Origin of the sequence: Salinicola sp. MH3R3-1 (assembly GCF_001937155.1) — a bacterium.
Classification (GTDB): Bacteria; Pseudomonadota; Gammaproteobacteria; order Pseudomonadales; family Halomonadaceae; genus Salinicola; species Salinicola halophyticus.
The window spans coordinates 1-17,246 of sequence record NZ_MSDP01000040.1 but is presented as its reverse complement, the minus strand read 5'-3'; the positions used below and the strand labels follow the sequence as shown (position 1 = coordinate 17,246).

General features: G+C 61.5%; 13 protein-coding genes. 8 read left to right on the top strand and 5 right to left on the bottom strand.

Annotated features, from left to right (window positions below; genetic code table 11):
• The first annotated feature begins 4 nt into the window (after nucleotides 1–4).
• Genes xdhA through guaD form a run of 4 tightly spaced genes read left to right on the top strand, consistent with a single transcriptional unit; the run spans nucleotide 5 to nucleotide 6,396 of the window.
• On the top strand, nucleotides 5–1,528 hold the full coding sequence (gene xdhA / locus BTW08_RS17460; RefSeq protein ID WP_075563777.1) for a xanthine dehydrogenase small subunit: 1,524 nt from the start codon (nucleotides 5–7) through the stop codon (nucleotides 1,526–1,528).
• Complete coding sequence (gene xdhB / locus BTW08_RS17455) at nucleotides 1,512–4,097, top strand: xanthine dehydrogenase molybdopterin binding subunit (protein ID WP_083627961.1); 2,586 nt, start codon at nucleotides 1,512–1,514, stop codon at nucleotides 4,095–4,097. Before xdhA ends, xdhB begins: the two co-directional genes overlap by 17 nt.
• Nucleotides 4,094–5,068 carry a xanthine dehydrogenase accessory protein XdhC gene (gene xdhC, locus BTW08_RS17450; protein ID WP_075563776.1) on the top strand — a complete coding sequence of 325 codons (975 nt, stop codon included), beginning with the start codon at nucleotides 4,094–4,096 and terminating at the stop codon, nucleotides 5,066–5,068. The genes xdhB and xdhC overlap by 4 nt, the downstream gene beginning before the upstream one ends.
• Nucleotides 5,065–6,396 (top strand): guanine deaminase, encoded by a 1,332-nt coding sequence (guaD, locus tag BTW08_RS17445; protein WP_075563775.1) that lies wholly within the window; start codon nucleotides 5,065–5,067, stop codon nucleotides 6,394–6,396. Before xdhC ends, guaD begins: the two co-directional genes overlap by 4 nt.
• Nucleotides 6,397–6,408: 12 nt before the next feature.
• Here the strand turns inward: guaD and BTW08_RS17440 are convergent, their stop codons facing one another.
• Both BTW08_RS17440 and BTW08_RS17435 read right to left on the bottom strand, forming a co-directional pair.
• A complete protein-coding gene (locus tag BTW08_RS17440; RefSeq protein ID WP_246837789.1) occupies nucleotides 6,409–7,374 on the bottom strand; it encodes a hydroxymethylglutaryl-CoA lyase in 966 nt (321 codons plus the stop codon).
• Nucleotides 7,374–8,609, bottom strand: a complete 1,236-nt coding sequence (locus BTW08_RS17435) for a CoA transferase (protein ID WP_139313709.1) — start codon at nucleotides 8,607–8,609, stop codon at nucleotides 7,374–7,376. Before BTW08_RS17435 ends, BTW08_RS17440 begins: the two co-directional genes overlap by 1 nt.
• Before the next feature lie 184 nt (nucleotides 8,610–8,793).
• On the opposite strand from BTW08_RS17435, the gene BTW08_RS17430 reads away from it, so the two are divergent.
• The 3 genes from BTW08_RS17430 to BTW08_RS17420 all read left to right on the top strand — a co-directional run bounded on the left by BTW08_RS17430 (nucleotide 8,794) and on the right by BTW08_RS17420 (nucleotide 12,414).
• Complete coding sequence (locus BTW08_RS17430) at nucleotides 8,794–9,720, top strand: LysR family transcriptional regulator (RefSeq protein WP_075563836.1); 927 nt, start codon at nucleotides 8,794–8,796, stop codon at nucleotides 9,718–9,720.
• A 182-nt stretch (nucleotides 9,721–9,902) separates the two neighbouring features.
• A complete protein-coding gene (locus BTW08_RS17425; protein WP_075563773.1) occupies nucleotides 9,903–10,889 on the top strand; it encodes a tripartite tricarboxylate transporter substrate-binding protein in 987 nt (328 codons plus the stop codon).
• A 148-nt stretch (nucleotides 10,890–11,037) separates the two neighbouring features.
• Entirely contained in the window at nucleotides 11,038–12,414 is a 1,377-nt protein-coding gene (locus BTW08_RS17420) for a mechanosensitive ion channel domain-containing protein (protein ID WP_083627960.1), read from the top strand.
• Between the two features lie 129 nt (nucleotides 12,415–12,543).
• Here the strand turns inward: BTW08_RS17420 and BTW08_RS17415 are convergent, their stop codons facing one another.
• Nucleotides 12,544–13,995 carry a mannose-1-phosphate guanylyltransferase/mannose-6-phosphate isomerase gene (locus BTW08_RS17415; protein WP_075563772.1) on the bottom strand — a complete coding sequence of 484 codons (1,452 nt, stop codon included), beginning with the start codon at nucleotides 13,993–13,995 and terminating at the stop codon, nucleotides 12,544–12,546.
• Between the two features lie 471 nt (nucleotides 13,996–14,466).
• On the opposite strand from BTW08_RS17415, the gene BTW08_RS17410 reads away from it, so the two are divergent.
• Nucleotides 14,467–16,191, top strand: a complete 1,725-nt coding sequence (locus BTW08_RS17410; protein ID WP_075563771.1) for an HD domain-containing phosphohydrolase — start codon at nucleotides 14,467–14,469, stop codon at nucleotides 16,189–16,191.
• Between the two features lie 233 nt (nucleotides 16,192–16,424).
• Here BTW08_RS17410 and BTW08_RS17405 read toward each other — a convergent pair whose 3' ends face one another.
• Both BTW08_RS17405 and BTW08_RS19265 read right to left on the bottom strand, forming a co-directional pair.
• Complete coding sequence (locus tag BTW08_RS17405) at nucleotides 16,425–16,667, bottom strand: hypothetical protein (protein WP_246837788.1); 243 nt, start codon at nucleotides 16,665–16,667, stop codon at nucleotides 16,425–16,427.
• A gap of 370 nt (nucleotides 16,668–17,037) precedes the next feature.
• On the bottom strand, nucleotides 17,038–17,246 hold a 209-nt coding region (locus BTW08_RS19265), incomplete at its 5' end, for a hypothetical protein (RefSeq protein WP_210403271.1).

The window sequence follows — 17,246 nt, the reverse complement described above, 5'->3', positions numbered from 1 at the left end:
CCCGATGATCGAATTCTTTCTCAACGGCCAACCCCAACGAGTGGCCGTCACCCCCGACACCAGCGTCCTCGAACTGCTACGGGGTCCGCTCGGCCAGTGTGGTACCAAGGAAGGCTGTGCCTCCGGCGACTGCGGTGCCTGCACCGTGGCGATCGCTCATCCCCAAGACGGCCATCCCCAAGACGGCCATCCCCAAGACGGCCATCCCAAAGGCGCCCCCCGAGCACTCGCCTATCGCACGGCCAACGCCTGCATCACGCCGGCTCACCAGCTTCAGGGCGCGCACCTGATCACCGTCGAAGGTCTCGCTCGAGGTGACGCGCTGCATCCGGCGCAGGCCTCGATGGTGGCGTGCCATGGCAGCCAGTGCGGCTTCTGTACGCCCGGCATCGTGATGTCACTTTTCGCCCTGCACGAGCAGCAGCGCAAGACGCCGGATGCAGCACTGGATCCTCACCGACTCGAAGCCAGCCTGGACGGCAATCTCTGCCGTTGTACCGGCTATCGCCCGATTCGGGATGCCGCCTTGAGCATGGGCGACCGCGCCGACGTTCGGCCGCCCTGGGCCGACGATCCGGCGCTGGAGAAGCAGATTCGCGCGCTGACTCGCCAACCCGCAGAAGCCGATGACGACTCGTCGACTCCCGGCTATCAGACCCCGGCCACGCTGGCCGAGCTCATCGCCACGATGCAACGCCATCCCGAGGCGCCGCTGGTGGCCGGTGCAACGGACCTATGGCTCGACGTGACCCAGCGCCTTGAGCGGTTCGATACGTTGATCGATCTGCGTCAGGTACGGGAACTGCGCCAGATAGAGGAGGAGGCCAACGGCTGGTGGATCGGTGCGGCGGTTACCTATCGCGAATGGGAGCCGCTGCTGGCCGAGCACTATCCGGCGTTCGCGCATCTGCTGACCCGGCTGGGCTCGGACCAGATTCGCAACCGCGCTACCGTGGGCGGCAATATCGCCAACGCCTCACCGATCGGCGATACCCCACCGGTGCTGCTGACGCTGGATGCCAGGCTGCGTCTGGCCGGCCCTGAGGGTATCCGCGAATTACCGCTCGAATCGTTCTTCCTCGATTACAAGAAGACTGCGCTCGAGCCCGGCGAGTGTGTTGCCGCCATCTATCTGCCCCAACCCCGGGCCGATCACGAGCTGCGGGTATGGAAACTCTCCAAACGCCGTGAGGACGATATTTCGACACTGCTGGGCGCTTTTCGCTGGCGATTGAGGGACGGCGTTCTCGCGGACGTACGCGTCGCCTTCGGCGGCATGGCGGCGACTCCATTGCGGCTCCAGGCCGTCGAGGCGGCACTGGAAGGCCAGGCGCCCGGCGAAGACGCCTTCGAGATCGCCAAACAGGCGCTGCGCGATTCACTCACGCCCATGAGCGATGCCCGCGGCTCTCGTGAGTATCGCCTCACCGCCGCGGTCAATCTGCTCGAACGCTGGCGGCTGACGCTGGCCCGGGCCGACTCGAACGTTCCGACGCCGGAGGTGGCTCTCGATGCGTACGCTCACTAAACGGCTGTTCAACTCCTCACGTGCCACGACCGTAACGGCTGGGTCCGAGTCTGAAACCGCAGCGCCACGGAAAGATACCGCAGCGCCACGGAAAGATACCGAGGCGTCGCTGGAAGCGCAGATCGAATCCGAGTTATCGGAGCCGGATCGGGAGACCGGCCGCCTCGAAGGCGACGAGCCGGTGGCCCGTGACACCGTCACGCCGCGCCCATCAGCCAAGGCCAACAAGCACGCCCAAGCTCATGAAAGTGGTACCCAGCATGTCACCGGTCGCGCCCGCTATATCGATGATCTGCCGGCGCCTCACGGTACGCTGAACGCCATGGTCGGTCTGAGTCAGATCGCTCATGGGCGGGTGACGCGACTCGATCTCGACCCGGTACGCGAGATGCCCGGCGTCGTCGACGTCATCGCGGCGCAGCATATTCCCGGGCATCGCGATATCGGCCCGGTGTTCCCAGGCGACCCGATGTTCGCCGACGAGACAGTGAGTTATGTCGGGCAACCGCTGTTTGCCGTGGCCGCCACCAGCTATGCCGAAGCACGCCGCGCCGTCCGGGCGGCCGTCGTCGAAATCGAGCCGCTGCCGCCCCGCTTCGATCCGGTTGCCGCCGCCGAGGCCGGCGAATTCGTGCGCCCGACCCACGTGCAAGTCAGCGGCGACTGGCAGCAGGCACTGACGAACGCGCCCCACGTGCTCGAGGCCGAGCAGTTCGTCGGCGGTCAGGAACATTTCTACCTCGAAGGCCAGGCCTGCCTGGTCGTGCCCAGCGAAGATGAAGGCGTCACCGTCTACACTTCCAACCAGCATCCCAGCGAGACCCAGAAACTGGTCGCCGAGGTGCTGGATATCCCGTTCCACGCGGTGACGGTGGAGAATCGCCGCATGGGCGGCGGCTTCGGCGGCAAGGAGACTCAGGCCGCGCCCTGGGCGTGCATGGCGGCGCTGCTGGCCCGCCGCACGGGACGCGCGATACGCCTGCGCCTGCCGCGGGCCGACGACACCCGCGCTACCGGCAAACGCCACCCGTTCCACAATCGTTACCGGCTGGGCTTCGACAGTGACGGCGTGATCGTCGGCGGCGATATCACCCTGATCGGCGATTGCGGCCATTCGCCGGATCTCTCCGAAGCGGTGGTCGATCGCGCCATGTTCCACGCCGACAACGCCTACTCGCTGGGCGAGGCACGCGTGACCGGCCATCGTGCCCGCACCCATACCGCCTCGAATACCGCCTTCCGCGGCTTCGGCGGCCCCCAGGGCATGATGATCGTCGAACGGGCGATGGACGATATCGCCCGCCATGTCGGCCAGGATCCACTGACCGTACGCAAGCGCAATCTCTACCGCGAAGGGCGTGACACCACTCACTATGGCCAGCACGTCGACCAGCATCCGCTGATGGTGGAGATTATCGAACGACTGGAGCGCAGTAGCGACTACTGGCAGCGCCGGGACACGATTCGTGAGTTCAACCATCGCAGCCCGATCATCAAACGTGGCCTGGCTCTGACGCCGGTCAAGTTCGGCATCTCGTTCACTGCCAAGCATCTCAATCAGGCCGGTGCCCTGCTTCACGTCTATACCGATGGCAGCGCGATGATCAATCACGGCGGAACCGAAATGGGCCAGGGTCTGCATACCAAGGTGTGTCAGGTCGTCGCCCGGGAGCTCGGTATCGATTTCGACTCGGTGAGAATCAGCGCCACCCGCACCGACAAGGTACCCAACACCTCGCCCACCGCGGCCTCCAGCGGCGCGGATCTCAACGGCATGGCCGCACGCGATGCCGCTACCCAGATCCGCCAGCGCCTGCTCGATTTCGCCGCCGAGCACTATCAATTCGACCGCGAAGGGCTGCGTCTCGAGAACGGCAAGCTCGTCACCGACACCGGCGCGTCGACGCCCGTGGTGTCATGGGGAGAACTGATCCAGGCCGCCTATCTTGGCCGGGTCTCGCTGTCGGCGACCGGCTTCTATTCCACCCCGCTGATTCACTACGATCGCGACAGCGGGCAGGGGCGGCCGTTCTACTATTTCGCCTACGGCGCGTCGGTCAGCGAGGTCAGTATCGATACCCTGAGCGGCGAGTACCGCGTCGAGCGCGTCGACATCCTTCACGACGTCGGCGATTCGCTCAATCCGGCGATCGACCTGGGCCAGGTCGAAGGCGGCTTCATTCAGGGCATGGGCTGGCTGACCAGCGAAGAGCTGAAGTGGAACGACGACGGCCGTCTGCTGACCGATGGCCCCGCCACCTACAAGATCCCAACGTTCGGTGACCTGCCACCGATCTTCAACGTCGAACTGCTCGAAGGCCATCCCAACTCCCAGGCCAGTATCTATCGCTCCAAGGCCGTGGGCGAACCGCCGTTCATGCTGGGCATCTCGGTGTGGTCGGCGCTGCGCGACGCGCTCTCGAGCCTCACCGACTATCGCGTCAGCCCGCCGCTGGATACCCCGGCCACCCCGGAACGCGTATTGATGGCCGCCGAAGCGTTGCGCGCCCAAAAGCCGAGCGCCCAAAAGCCGGAAGCCGAAAACTCGAACACCGGAGCGACGCCATGAGCGCTGGCGACTCGCTCGAGACTCGGGGCTCTTTCGACCCCCTGGACCATCCCGAAACCTGGCACGCCGCGCTGCATCGACTGCAGGAAAGCGCGGCACCCCACGCCCTGGCTAGCGTGGTCGGCGCCGCCGGCTCGACCCCGCGCGAGCCCGGGGCCAAGCTGGTCGTCACCCCGACGGAGGTCATCGACACCCTGGGCGGCGGCCACTTCGAACAGCAGGTGATCGAGACCGCTCGCCGGCATCTGAAGGCGATGCCCGTGGCGGCAGGCACCTATCTCGAAGCGTTTCCGCTGGGCGGTCGCTCCGGTCAGTGCTGTGGCGGCTTCGTCCACGTGCTGATCGAAATCTTCGCCGGTGCGGAGAGCCATCTGACGCTGTTCGGCGCCGGGCATGTCGGCCAGGCGCTGGTGGAACTGCTGGCGCCGTTACCTTGGCGCATCGACTGGTACGATAGCCGGGCCGAGGCGTTTCCGCTGCAAGATGGCCACAACGGTTACCCCACCCGCGTTCGGCCGATGGAGCTGATCCCGAATGCCGAAGACATCGACCGCGCCGTGGCGGCGATTCCGCCCGCCAGCCATGTACTGGTGATGACCCATGATCACGCCCAGGATCGTGCGCTGATCGCGGCACTACTATCTCGAACAAACTCGAGCCAAGAGGCATGGCGATCCATCGGCATGATCGGCTCGCGAAGCAAATGGGCCAGCTTTCGCTCGCGCCTGGCCGCCGCCGGGTTCGACGATACCGCGCTGGCCCGGGTTCGCTGCCCCATCGGCCTGGGTTCGACCGTCAACAAGCGTCCGCAGGAAATCGCGATCAGCGTTGCCGCTGAGCTGCTGGCCCAGCCACGACCGTCGAGCAAACCGGCCCAGCGAGGCATCGCACCGGCAACCCTGCGTAATACCTTCTCCGCTTTCGAACCTCTCGAGAGCGCCCCATTCGTCAAAGATCCTGCTAGAGAATGACCATGAACACTCACCAACGTCTGCTGCGCGGCCCGCTTTTCACCTGCCTCGACGATCCCGGCGAGGAAGCGACGCCGCTGGCCGCCACCACGCGCTATCTCGAGGATGGCGCGATCTGGATCGTCGACGGGCATATCCGGGCTGTCGAGCCTTTCGAGGTACTCGCCGACCAGCTGCCTCCCGGTATCGAGGTCGTCGACTATCGCGACAAGTTGATGATGCCCGGCTTCATCGATAGCCACGTCCATTACGTTCAGCTCGACATCATGGCGTCCTACGGTCGCGAGCTGCTCGACTGGCTCAACGATTACACCTTCCCGGCCGAATGCCGGTTCGCCGATGCCGCTTATGCCGAGGCCGGCGCCGAGCGATTCCTGGACGAGATGTTGCGTGTCGGCACCACTACAGCCCAGGTGTTCTGCTCTTCGCATCCGGTGTCGGTCGACAGCTTCTTCACTGCCGCTCAGCGCCGTCAGCTCCGCATGATCGCCGGCAAGGTGCTGATGGATCGTCACGCGCCGGACGCCCTCACCGACGATACGCTGGGCGGTGTACGTGACAGCGAACGTCTGATCGCCGACTGGCACGGCCGCGACCGCTTGAGCTACACGCTGACGCCACGTTTCGCGCCGACCTCCACCCGCGAGCAGCTCGACGCCGTGGGCGGCGTGCTGAACAACGCCCCCGATCTCTATCTACAGACCCATCTATCGGAGAATCGTGGCGAGGTGGCCTGGGTCGCGGAACTGTTCCCAGAAAGCCGGGACTATCTCGATGTCTACGAGCGTTATGGCCTCGTCGGCCCGCGCAGCACTTTCGCCCACGGCATCCATCTGAATGACGATCAGCGCCGCCGCCTGGCCCAGCGTGGCGCCAATATCGCCTTCTGCCCTACATCGAACCTGTTTCTGGGTAGCGGACTGATGGATCGGCTGGCGTGTCGTGATGCGGGTCTTACGACATCGCTTGCCAGCGACGTCGGTGCGGGAACCACACTATCCGGTCTCGGCACCTTACAAGGCGCCTATCAGGTCGGCGCACTACTCGGTCAGGCATTGACCGGCTGGCAGGGGTTCTATCGGCTCACGCTAGGCAACGCGCGGGCACTGCACCTTGATGACAAGATCGGCAGCCTGCAGGCGGGCTTCGAGGCGGATATCGTCGTGCTCGACCCGGACGCGACGTCATTGATGTCACGCCGGCTTTCCCAGACGGAGACGCTCTCGGAGCGCCTGTTCGCGATGATGATGCTGGGCGACGATCGCACCGTCGCGGCGACCTGGGCCAACGGTCGTCTGGTTCACGAGCGCGATGCGGTAGCGGCATGACACCGGACGAAATCAGCCGCCAGCCGCTTCCGGTAATGGATATCGCCGATCCGAAGTGCCGGCCTTGACCACCTGCCCCGGCACCTCATGGCCGATCATCGCCGGCAGCAGCTCGGCGGCCGCCATCAGACGCTCGAGATCCACGCCGGTGTCCACGCCCATCTGCTCGAACATGTGCACTAAGTCCTCGGTGCAGACGTTACCGGTGGCACCCGGCGCGTAAGGGCAGCCGCCCAGGCCGCCCAACGAGGCATCGAAGCGGGTGACACCGTTCTGCCACGCCACCAGCGCATTGGCCAGCCCCATGCCGCGCGTGTTGTGGAAGTGGAGCGTCAACGGCAGCCACGGCCAGCGGCTCAACGTTTCACGACACAGGTCGGCAACCTGGCGCGGATTGGCCATGCCGGTAGTGTCGCATAGCGAAATTCCTTGAACGCCCAGTGCCAGCAGTTTTTCGGTAATCCCGAGCACCCGCTTGAAGGGCACATCACCCTCGAACGGGCAGCCAAATGCCGTCGAGATCGAAGCGTTGACGAAGACGTTACTGCCTCTGGTGATCTCGAGAATGTTGGCGAAGCGTTCGAGTGACTGTTCGGCCGTCATGCGCAGATTGGCGCCACCGTGGCTGTCGCTGGCCGACAGCACCAGATTGATCTCGTCGACGCCGCAGGCCAACGCGCGTTCGGTACCCTTCTCGTTGGGCACCAGCACGACGTAGTCGACTCCGGGTACACGCTCGATCCCCCGCATCACCTCTTCGGCATCGCGCAGGCTGGGAATCGCCTTGGGCGAGGTAAACGACGTCGCCTCGATCTTGGCCAGGCCAGTGCGGGAGAGCGCATTGATCAGCCGAATTTTCTCTTCCGTCGGCACGAATCGTGATTCGATCTGGAGACCGTCCCGCGGCGCCACATCGTTGATGGTGACGCGGGACTGCGCGTTCGTCCCGGTCGTCGAACCAGGCATCAAATCGGTCATCAGATCACTCCTTTTTCACGCATCTTGGCCTGGGTCTCGCGGTCGATGCCCAGTTCGTCAAGCACATCCTGCGTGTGCTGACCCAACGCCGGTCCGCCCCCGTCGATGCGACCCGGCGTCCGGCTCAGCTTGGGCAGTACGCCCGGCACCTTGAGCGTTTCGCCACCGCCCAGCTGGATGGTCTCGATCATCTCCCTAGCTAAATAGTGCGGATCGGCCACGATGTCCTTCGCGGTATACGGGTAGCCGACCGGCACGTGGGCGCTCTCCAGCACGTCGAGCACGTAATCGCGCCGGTGCTGTCGGGTCCAGTCAGCGATGGCGCCATCGATCAGCTCGGCGTGACGACTGCGGCCGTCGTTATGCACGAAGCGTGGATCGTCGGCGAGATCCTGACGGCCGATCGCCGCCATCAAACGCTTGAAGATACTGTCGCCATTGCCGGCGATCAGCACGTATTCCTCACCCTCACCCTCACCCTCGCCCTCACCCTCGGCCGACGCACAGAGATAGGCATTGGAGGGCGTGATCCCCGGCAAGGCGCTGCCGCTGGGTTCGCGGATCACTTCGGCGCCGTCGTACTCGGGAATCAGACTCTCCATCATCGCGAATACCGATTCGTAGAGCGCGACATCGATGTACTGGCCCCGGCCGCTGCGATGACGCTCCTGCAGCGCCAGCAAAGCGCCGATCACGCCGTACAGCGCCGACAGCGAATCACCGATGCTGATCCCCACACGCACCGACGGCTGTCCGGCATGGCCGGAGAGGTACCGCAAGCCGCCCATCGCCTCGCCGATCACGCCGAATCCCGGACGGTCTCGATAAGGGCCGGTCTGACCATAACCGGAGATGCGCACCATGATCAGGCCCGGGTTGCGCTCGCTCAGCGCCTCCCAACCCAGCCCCCACTTCTCCAGCGTGCCGGGACGAAAGTTCTCGATCACGATGTCCGCCTCATCGACGAGACGCCGCACGATCTCCTGGCCCTCCTCGGCGCGCAGATCGAGCGCCAGCGAACGCTTGTTGCGGGTCTGGACGTGCCACCACAGTGACGTGTCATCCTTGAGCACACGCCACTTGCGCAGCGGATCCCCCGTTCCCGGCGGCTCGATCTTGATCACGTCCGCACCGAACTCGCCCAGCAGCTTGCTGGCGAAAGGGCCGGCAATCAGCTGACCCAGTTCCACCACCTTGAGTCCCGCTAGCGCCTGCGCATTGCCGTTGACTGCCATGTCGTTGCTGGCCGCCATGTCGATCTCCTTTATCACTTAAGATCCGCTACTCATCCAGCAGACCTCGCCCGACCAAGATTGACTCAGTCAGAGGCGAGCAACAATTAGGCGATCGTCAAGCTAGGCTTCGCCGATCGCGAACGCTAGAGTGAGGCGATCATTGCCGCACGCAGGCGCCATCGCCATGAAACGACTCGACTTCACGACGCTCAAGCTGTTCGTTGCCATCGCCGACTCGCGAAGCCTGACCCGCGCCGCCGAGCGCGAGCATCTGGCACTGGCGGCCGTCAGTAAACGAATCAGCGACCTCGAGACCCAGTTATCGACGACGCTACTCTACCGCCGTCCTCGCGGCGTCGAACTGACGCCCGCCGGCCATGCGCTTCTGCATCATGCCCGACACATGCTCGACAGCCTGGACCATCTCAATGCCGATCTCAGCGAGTACAGCGTGGGCATCCGGGGGCACGTGCGCCTGCATGCGAATACCTCGGCGGTGATCGAGTTTCTCCCCGATGACCTCAGCGACTTTACCTGGCGCTATCCGCAGATTCGCATCGACATGCAGGAGCGCCTGAGCCACGAGATCATCGCGGCGGTGCGCGACGGCCTGACCGACATCGGCATCTTTTCGGGACATACCCCCGCCGAAGGACTACTGATTCGCCCTTACCGAAGGGATCGGCTGGTACTGGTTACCGCGCGAGATCACCCGCTAGCCAGCCGGACGAGTCTGGCATTTGCCGACACGATGGATTACGACTTCATCGGCCTGGAGCAGGACTCTTCACTTCAGGCGCTGCTACACCAGGACGCTCAGCGCCTGGCGCGACCGCTAAGAATGCGCATTCAGGTGCGCAGCTTCGAAGGCATCTGCCGGATGATCGACCGTGGCATGGGGATCGGGATTCTCCCCGCCCGCGCCGTTGCGGCCTATCGCGAAAGTCTGTCGCTGGCGACGATTCCGTTGGTCGACGCCTGGGCGGAACGCGAGCTGGTCATTGGCGTGCGCGACCTGGAGGCGCTGCCCCTGATCGCCCGCCAGATGGTCGAGCATCTGGCCGGTGTCAGTACGCGAGACGCTGAACCCCCTGGCGATTCGGGATCGTGAAGGTTACGACCAAGGTGCAAATCCTTCGGAAACCGCGAAGGGTCGCTTGTTCAAATAACAATTTTGTCTCCTGACGCCGCTCGCTACAGTCTTCATCGACCACGGCCTTCATCGACCAGGGCTCTGGGCCAGTTGCTCTTTGCCGAGCGATATAGACCGATAACAAGACGAAGGAGAACGCCATGATTCGATCCACCCTGATCACTTTCATTGCTGGAGGCCTACTCTGGGGTGTAGCCAGTACATCCCAGGCTTTCGAACAGACCGGAAAGATCGACTGCATCGCTCCGGCCAACCCGGGCGGCGGCTGGGATTTCACCTGTCGCTCCGTCGGACGCGTTCTCGCCGATCTCGGACTGGTCGACGGCAACGTCCAGACCATCAACATGCCTGGTGCCAGCGGCGGCGTCGGTTTCTCCTACGTGGTGCAGAAGCGCGCCGGCCAAGAGAACGTGATCGTTGCCGCCAGCACCGTGACCACCACCGGTCTGGCTCGCGGCCAGTTTCCTGGCATGGAGGCCAGCATGGTCAACTGGATCGGCACGCTGGGCGCCGACTACGGTGTGATTGCCGTCGCCGCGGACTCTCCCTATCAATCGCTGCCCGAGGTGATGAAGGCGCTCAAGAAGGATCCTCGTGCGGTGAGCTTTACCGGCGGCACCGCCACCGGCGGCTGGGATCATCTGAAGCTGCTGATGGCCGCCGACGAGGCCGGGGTGGACGATCTGGCGCGCATTACCTATCTGGGATACAACGGCGGCGGCGAAGCGGTGACACAGACGCTGGGCGGTCACGTCGACGCCTTCACCGGTGATATTTCGGAAGTCATCAGCTTTATCGAGTCCGGTGACCTGCGGCCATTGGCGATCCTTTCCGAAGAACGGTTGCCCGGCAAGCTGCACGAATGGCCGACGGCGCGGGAACAGGGGATCGATACCGTCGCCCCCAACTGGCGTGGCTTCTATATACCGGCGGATGTCTCCGACGACGCCTACGACTGGTGGGTCGACACCATCGATACCCTGTACTCCAGCGACGAGTGGAAAGGCGTAATGTCTCAGAACGGTCTGATGCCCTTCGAGATGCATGGCCAGGCCTTCACGACGTTCGTCAACGACCAGATCGCCCAGATCACTGATATCTCGCGCCAGATTGGCCTTTCCCAGTAACCGGGACATCCCGCCGGACGCGCTCGCTCGAGCCCCGAGCGAGCGCGTTTTCCATTTGCGGCGATCAGAGAAATGCAATTTGCGACGAAAGTCGTAGCCAAAGCGCCTAAGCTGGAATGAGTCGACAACATCAATAACAGGCTCATCCATGAACGAATCCGTCCTCAATGCGACGTTCATCAACACCCTCATCGCAAGCTGGCTCGATGCGCTGCCGTTCTGGATCACGGCGGCAGCCATTCTCGGCGCGACCGTCGTTGCCCACGCGCTGCTCAAATATATCCACTTTCGCTTGCGGCGGCTCGATGATGGCCGCCTGCACCTGCTCGGCACGACGGCAAAAGCGGTACATCCGCCGTTAGTGGGCGTGCTGTGGATCTATGGATTATTCGGCGCCGGCTACTTCCTGATTCCCGATGAAGTCGAGGGCCACTCGTTGATCATGACCGTGGCGCATTTCGGCGCCGCGCTGCTTGGCGTCTGGCTACTGATCCGCCTGGCTCGGCGGCTGGTCAACACCATGGACCGCTGGGGCGATTCGCGTACTTCGATACTGGAACGCTTCCTGGTGCCGTTCATGGCGCGCTGCCTGGCCGCGCTGATTCCTATCCTCGTGCTTTTCTCCCTCTTTCCGATTTTCATCACCTCGGTCAGTCTCGATTCGGCGCTGCACGATCTCACCAGTCTGATTCTGATCGGCGCCATCGCCGTGGTGTTGATTCACGGCGTGAATATCAGCGAGCGCGCGCTGAGCGAGCGCTACAAGTTCGACGACGAAGATGCCATCGCGCGCAAGGTCCATACCCAGATCACGGTGCTGCGCAAGCTGATCAATTTCGTGATCATCATTCTGGCGCTCGCCTCGATGCTGATGGTGTTCGACAAGGTTCGTCAGTTGGGCGCCAGCATTCTGGCCTCGGCGGGGATATTGGGCGTGGTGCTCGGCTTTTCGGCGCAGAAGGTGCTGGGCAACCTGATCGCCGGCATCCAGATCGCGCTGACCCAGCCGATCCAGTTGAATGACTCCGTCATCGTCGAGAACGAATGGGGCTGGGTAGAAGAACTGACGCTGACCTACGCCGTCGTGCGCACCTGGGACTGGCGGAGAGTCGTCCTGCCGATCACCTATTTCGTCGACCACCCTTTCGAGAACTGGACCCGGCGCGACAAGGATCTCATCGGCGTGGTCATTCTCTACGCCGACTATCACCTGCCGATGGCGCCGCTGCGCGCCGAGTGCCAGCGGATCGCCGAGGCGTCGCCGTTCTGGACCGGCCGGGTCTGCAAGGTGCAATTGCTGGAGATGACCGAGCGCAACAAGCAACTTCGCGTGCTGATCAGCAGTAGCGGCGGCCCCAATACCTTCGATCTACGCTGCGAGATCCGTGAAGGTCTGATCGACTTCATCTGCCGGAATTATCCCGAGCACCTGCCGACCGTGCGCCTGGATATGCCACAACGCGACGGCGGCAATGCGCCGCAACCACCGCTATCGGATTCGGCCGCTTCGCTGGTGAGGGGCTAGGCACAGAGCGACACTCTGGCGATATTCTGAGCAATGCGCAGGGCGTCACACAGGGCGATACACCGAATCAGGCCCAGGGCGACGGTCAAGGCCACGCTGTTCAGCCAGGATCATGATCGAGACTAGTGGTCACTCCCGCCGGTAGACGTCATCGAACCGCTCGATATCGTCTTCGCCGAGATAGCTTCCGCTCTGGACCTCGATCAGCTCCAGTTCGATCTTGCCCGGGTTCTCGAGCCGATGGACAACGCCCAAGGGTATATAGGTCGATTGATTCTCTTCCAGCAGGAAGGTTTCGTCGCCACACGTCACTCGCGCTGTGCCGCGAACCACGATCCAGTGTTCCGCGCGATGGAAATGCTTCTGCAACGACAGCCGGCCGCCGGAGTTCACGCTGATACGCTTGACCTGATAACGCTCGGCGCGATGCACGCCGTCGTAGCTACCCCATGGGCGATGCACACGGCGGTGATGGTCCCACTCCGGCCGATTTTGATGCCTGAGCGTCTCGGCGATCCGCTTGACTGCCTGGGCGGCATCGCGATGGGCGACCATGACTGCATCCGGCGTCTCGATCACCATCAGATCACGGACGCCGACCGCCGCCACCAGTCGGCTTTCGCTGTGGATCAGGCTGCCGTAAACGTCATCGACGATCACATCGCCGCGCAGCGCGTTGTCGTTGTCATCCTTGGCCGATATCTCCCACAGCGACTGCCATGAACCCACATCCGACCAGCCGGCATCCAGCGCTACCACGCTAGCATCCGCGGTATTTTCCATCACCGCGCAGTCGATCGACTCCGCCTCGCAGGCACTAAAGGCCTCGACGCCGACTCTCAGGAAGTCGAGATCGGCTTGACGGCCTTCCCAGGCGCGGGTCACCGCCGCCAGCATGGCCGGCCGATGCTGCTCGAGTGCTCGTAGGTAGCGGTCCGCACGCATCACGAACATGCCGCTGTTCCAGAGATGCCGACCGCCATCGAGATACCGCTGCGCCGTCTCCGCATCGGGCTTCTCCACGAAGCGCTCGACCGGCACCGCTCGCTCCGCGCTATCGTTACCGAGTGACTCGCTCGTCCCGGGGGCGCTCCCGGTATCGGTATCGGTGCGTTTTTCGATATAGCCGTAGCCGGTTTCCGCACGCGTCGGCTTTACACCGAAGGTCACAAGCTTGCCCTGCTCGGCCGCTGCCTGCGCCGGGGTCATGGCACGGATCAGAGCCTCGGGGTTGGCGATGGCATGATCGGCGGGCAACACCAGCATCACCGAGTTCGGATCACGGCTCATGGCTTGTAGCGCGGCCAGGGCAATGGCCGGCGCGGTGTTGCGCATCGCCGGCTCGAGCAGGATATCCGCCGACCAGCCGGCCTCTCGCAGTTGCTCGGCCACCACAAACCGGTGCGCCTCCTGACACACGACGATTGGCGCCCCCGGCGCCAGCGGTTCGAAACGCGCCAGGGTTTCCACCAGCATGCTGCGCGTTCCGGTGATCGGCAAAAACTGTTTGGGATAGCTCGCCCGCGACATCGGCCACAAGCGAGTGCCGGAACCACCGGCCAGAACAACGGGGATCAGCATGCGCGCATCCTTGGCTTCGCTGGAACAGATAGCTGCTGCATCGAGCTCTCTCCTACAGGCCACGATATCTAACTCGATGCATCCAGGCACCGCCAGGCATCGCGCCCAGTCGTCAGGGTAAACGGTTTTGGCCCTCAAGACGCTACAGCATTGGCGTTGGTTGGTTCGGTCGATTCGGCTCAGAGCAACAATCCGACCGGTCAAGCCAGCTAAGTTAACTTCGATTATAGACATCGAGTTGATTCGTCCGAACCCGATTGCGCTCAAGGACGACCAACGAAAAAAGTAGTTTGGCTGTGTATCGTCGAAATCGATAGCAAAATCCATATACCTATCTTCCCTATGCTTGAGGGAGTACCTAGAATGCGGATTAGGCAGCGGACCGCTGACCGGCATCACCAAACTATACTTAAGCGGCTTTGCTCAAGAGCTATTAAAAAAAGAAAATACACGACCAACGCAGGGTGACTTATGAATGGCAACTCACGCGCCCCCAACCTCTCCGCCCGAGTCATTCGGTCACTGACGCAGTACCAGCACAAGCTATCGGTCTATTCGGAGAACGAAGATTATTCCATTGAAGCCGACATCCTCGATATCGATCAGGATTCCGGCCGAATAGTCTTGAAAGTCCAACTCAATGATATAGATATCGAGAGGTATGCCAACGAAGGTAGTTTCAATTTCGATATCGAAGCCGCCAAGCCCACGGCCCCTCAGAACCGAGAGGTCTACAGCGTTTATTCGGCACCGGCGAAGATATTGAAAACCGATACTTTCAGCTACCGACTCGAATGCCAGTTACCTGACGCTATTGCCGGCGCGGGTATCGGCCGCTCTGCTCGCGTGCCTTTCGTGTTAGGAATGCATGCCGACGTCAGGCTGGAAGTCTATCGTCACAGCCTGAGTATCAACGGCTTCCTGCATAATCTGTCCATCGGCGGTTGTCTGTTGGAGATTCCGATAGCCAACAGTATTGCCCTGACGGTCGATCAGGTACTTCCTGGCATTACCCTGGAATTTCCTAACGGTGAGACTTTTTTCTCGGAAGGCAAAATCCGGCACATTCGGCCTATCGGCAGCCAGGGCTATACCGCCGTCGGCATACAGTTCATCAACATGAACTCCGAGCAGCAGGAAGCCATCTATCAGCACGTCAGGGATGCTGAAAGAGAAGCCGCTTACCGCTGTGGCACCAACCAGAAAATCACGAATCATTCGCCCCTGTTCATCGCGAACAACAAGGACAAGGAATTTCGTCAGTCCCATAGCCAAGGCGGTAAAATGAAACCCTCTATCCAGCGTGGCGTGGCCGAAATCGCCAATCAGATTCAAATAGGGTTTCTTTTCATCAAGGCCGGAACCAATTTCCGCGAAAAGATATTCTACGACAGTGCTGACCGTTTGATCGATATGGCGATGCGAGATCGCAAGGCGCTGCTATATGATCTGGCCTCGCTACTGATGGAGCCGGACTGGGTCAGGCATGCCGTGCAGGTAGCGGGGCAACTGGCGGATATGCTGATCACGCAGGATCCCCACTCTCCGCAGATCAGGGAGGCCGTTGTCGGCGCTCTCATGCATACGCTGGGCAAACCGCTGCTTATCAGTCCCGAGCTGCCCTCTCTCGAAGCCCACATGACACCCAGCCAGAGAGCGATACTCAAAGGCCATTCGACCACGCTGTTGAAAAGACTCTCGGTCCTGGAATGGTCGCCCAGCCCGGTCTGTCACGATATCCTCGAAAATGCCAATGAACGGCTGGATGGCACCGGCTATCCTCAAGGCAAATCGTCCGAAGATCTCTCCAGTCTCGTCAAGACGATTTCGGTTATCAAAGCCGTCAACAAACTGACCCACGGTCGCAATGGCAACCCGGGAAGGCCGCCACTGGATGCTTACCGCTGGATCAACGACGCCTCCGGCGCCTACGATAAAAGCCTGCTCGTCGAGTATATCCAGCAGTACGGGTTGTATCCGATCGGCAGCCTGGCGAAGTTTTCCAGAGGATATCTGGCGTGGATCATGGAAATCGACGCGAAGGGTATTCCAATGAAGGTCGCCGTCGTCAAGAACTTGAATTTCCTGGACATGAATCTTAACTACATACTCGTAGCCGATGATTTTCCGCAAATAGGTAAACTGGAAGAAATCGTCAATCCACTGACCTACGGACTTACGCCCCTCAGAGTCTAAAGCCGTGAAAAATCCTTTAGTGACTATCTTTTTAGGTCCTTTATAACTTCCGAAAAAGCCATCAAACCATCAAAGCCACTAACGAGGCGACAATCAGCACGGAAAATAAAAACTTATTATTTTCGGATAACATTATCACTCAGACGACACTTATCGATGACCAGTGCGAAATGGTCATCGATACGACTTTCGATTATTAAAAGCAGTCATAAAACGGGGAAAGCCTGTTTCTGCTAGACAATCTTCTTGAATTCCAAAAGCGTGCTGAGCATGGTGTGCACGCAGCCTTGGCTCAATGCGTACTCGTCCATCAAACCTTGCAGGCGCAGCTCGAACTCAGGGTGAGCGGCCGGCGCTTCCGGTTTGCTCGATGCCGGGCGGGAGCCGCCATCCATCTCACGAAGGGCCTGTGCAAAGGCATCATCGAGTTCCCGAAACTTACGAAGTTTTTCACGTTCATCCATCATACGAGACATAATAGGTTATTAAACATCCTGAAAAACGACCCGATCGCGGGTCGATAAAGTCTGATGAAAAACGGCCTGAGCCAGCGTTGAACGGGATGATAAATTTGCTGGCGGGAAATAGTGCCGTGGCTCTCTAAAACAGCGCATGAGTCTAGCGAAAAACACCCCAGAAATCATCAATACCGCCACCCTTCTTTGACTACCAACGGTCACGGCAAGCATTGAAAGGCATTGCATGGCGCTGAATGCTTGGAAATAGTCACCAAAAATACCAACCGGCGACAGCCATCACTACATCTCGGACCACGAGAATCGCTCAAAATTCCCCACCCTGGACTCATCCGGCCCACGGCCACTGTCGCGATAGCTTTCGCGGCCACTATCGTGGCGGCCGTCCGGCCAGCGCTGCCAGGCATTCATAGCGGTACCTCGCCGACGCAGCCAGGCACGCAATATCATCCTCCCTGCCTCCCTTCTCTTTCTCTCTTTCTCTCTTTCTCTCTTTCTCTCTTCCGCTCTTCCGCTCTTCCGCTCGTAGCTCGTAGCTCGTAGCTCGTAGCTCGTAGCTCGTATCTCGTAGCTCGTAGC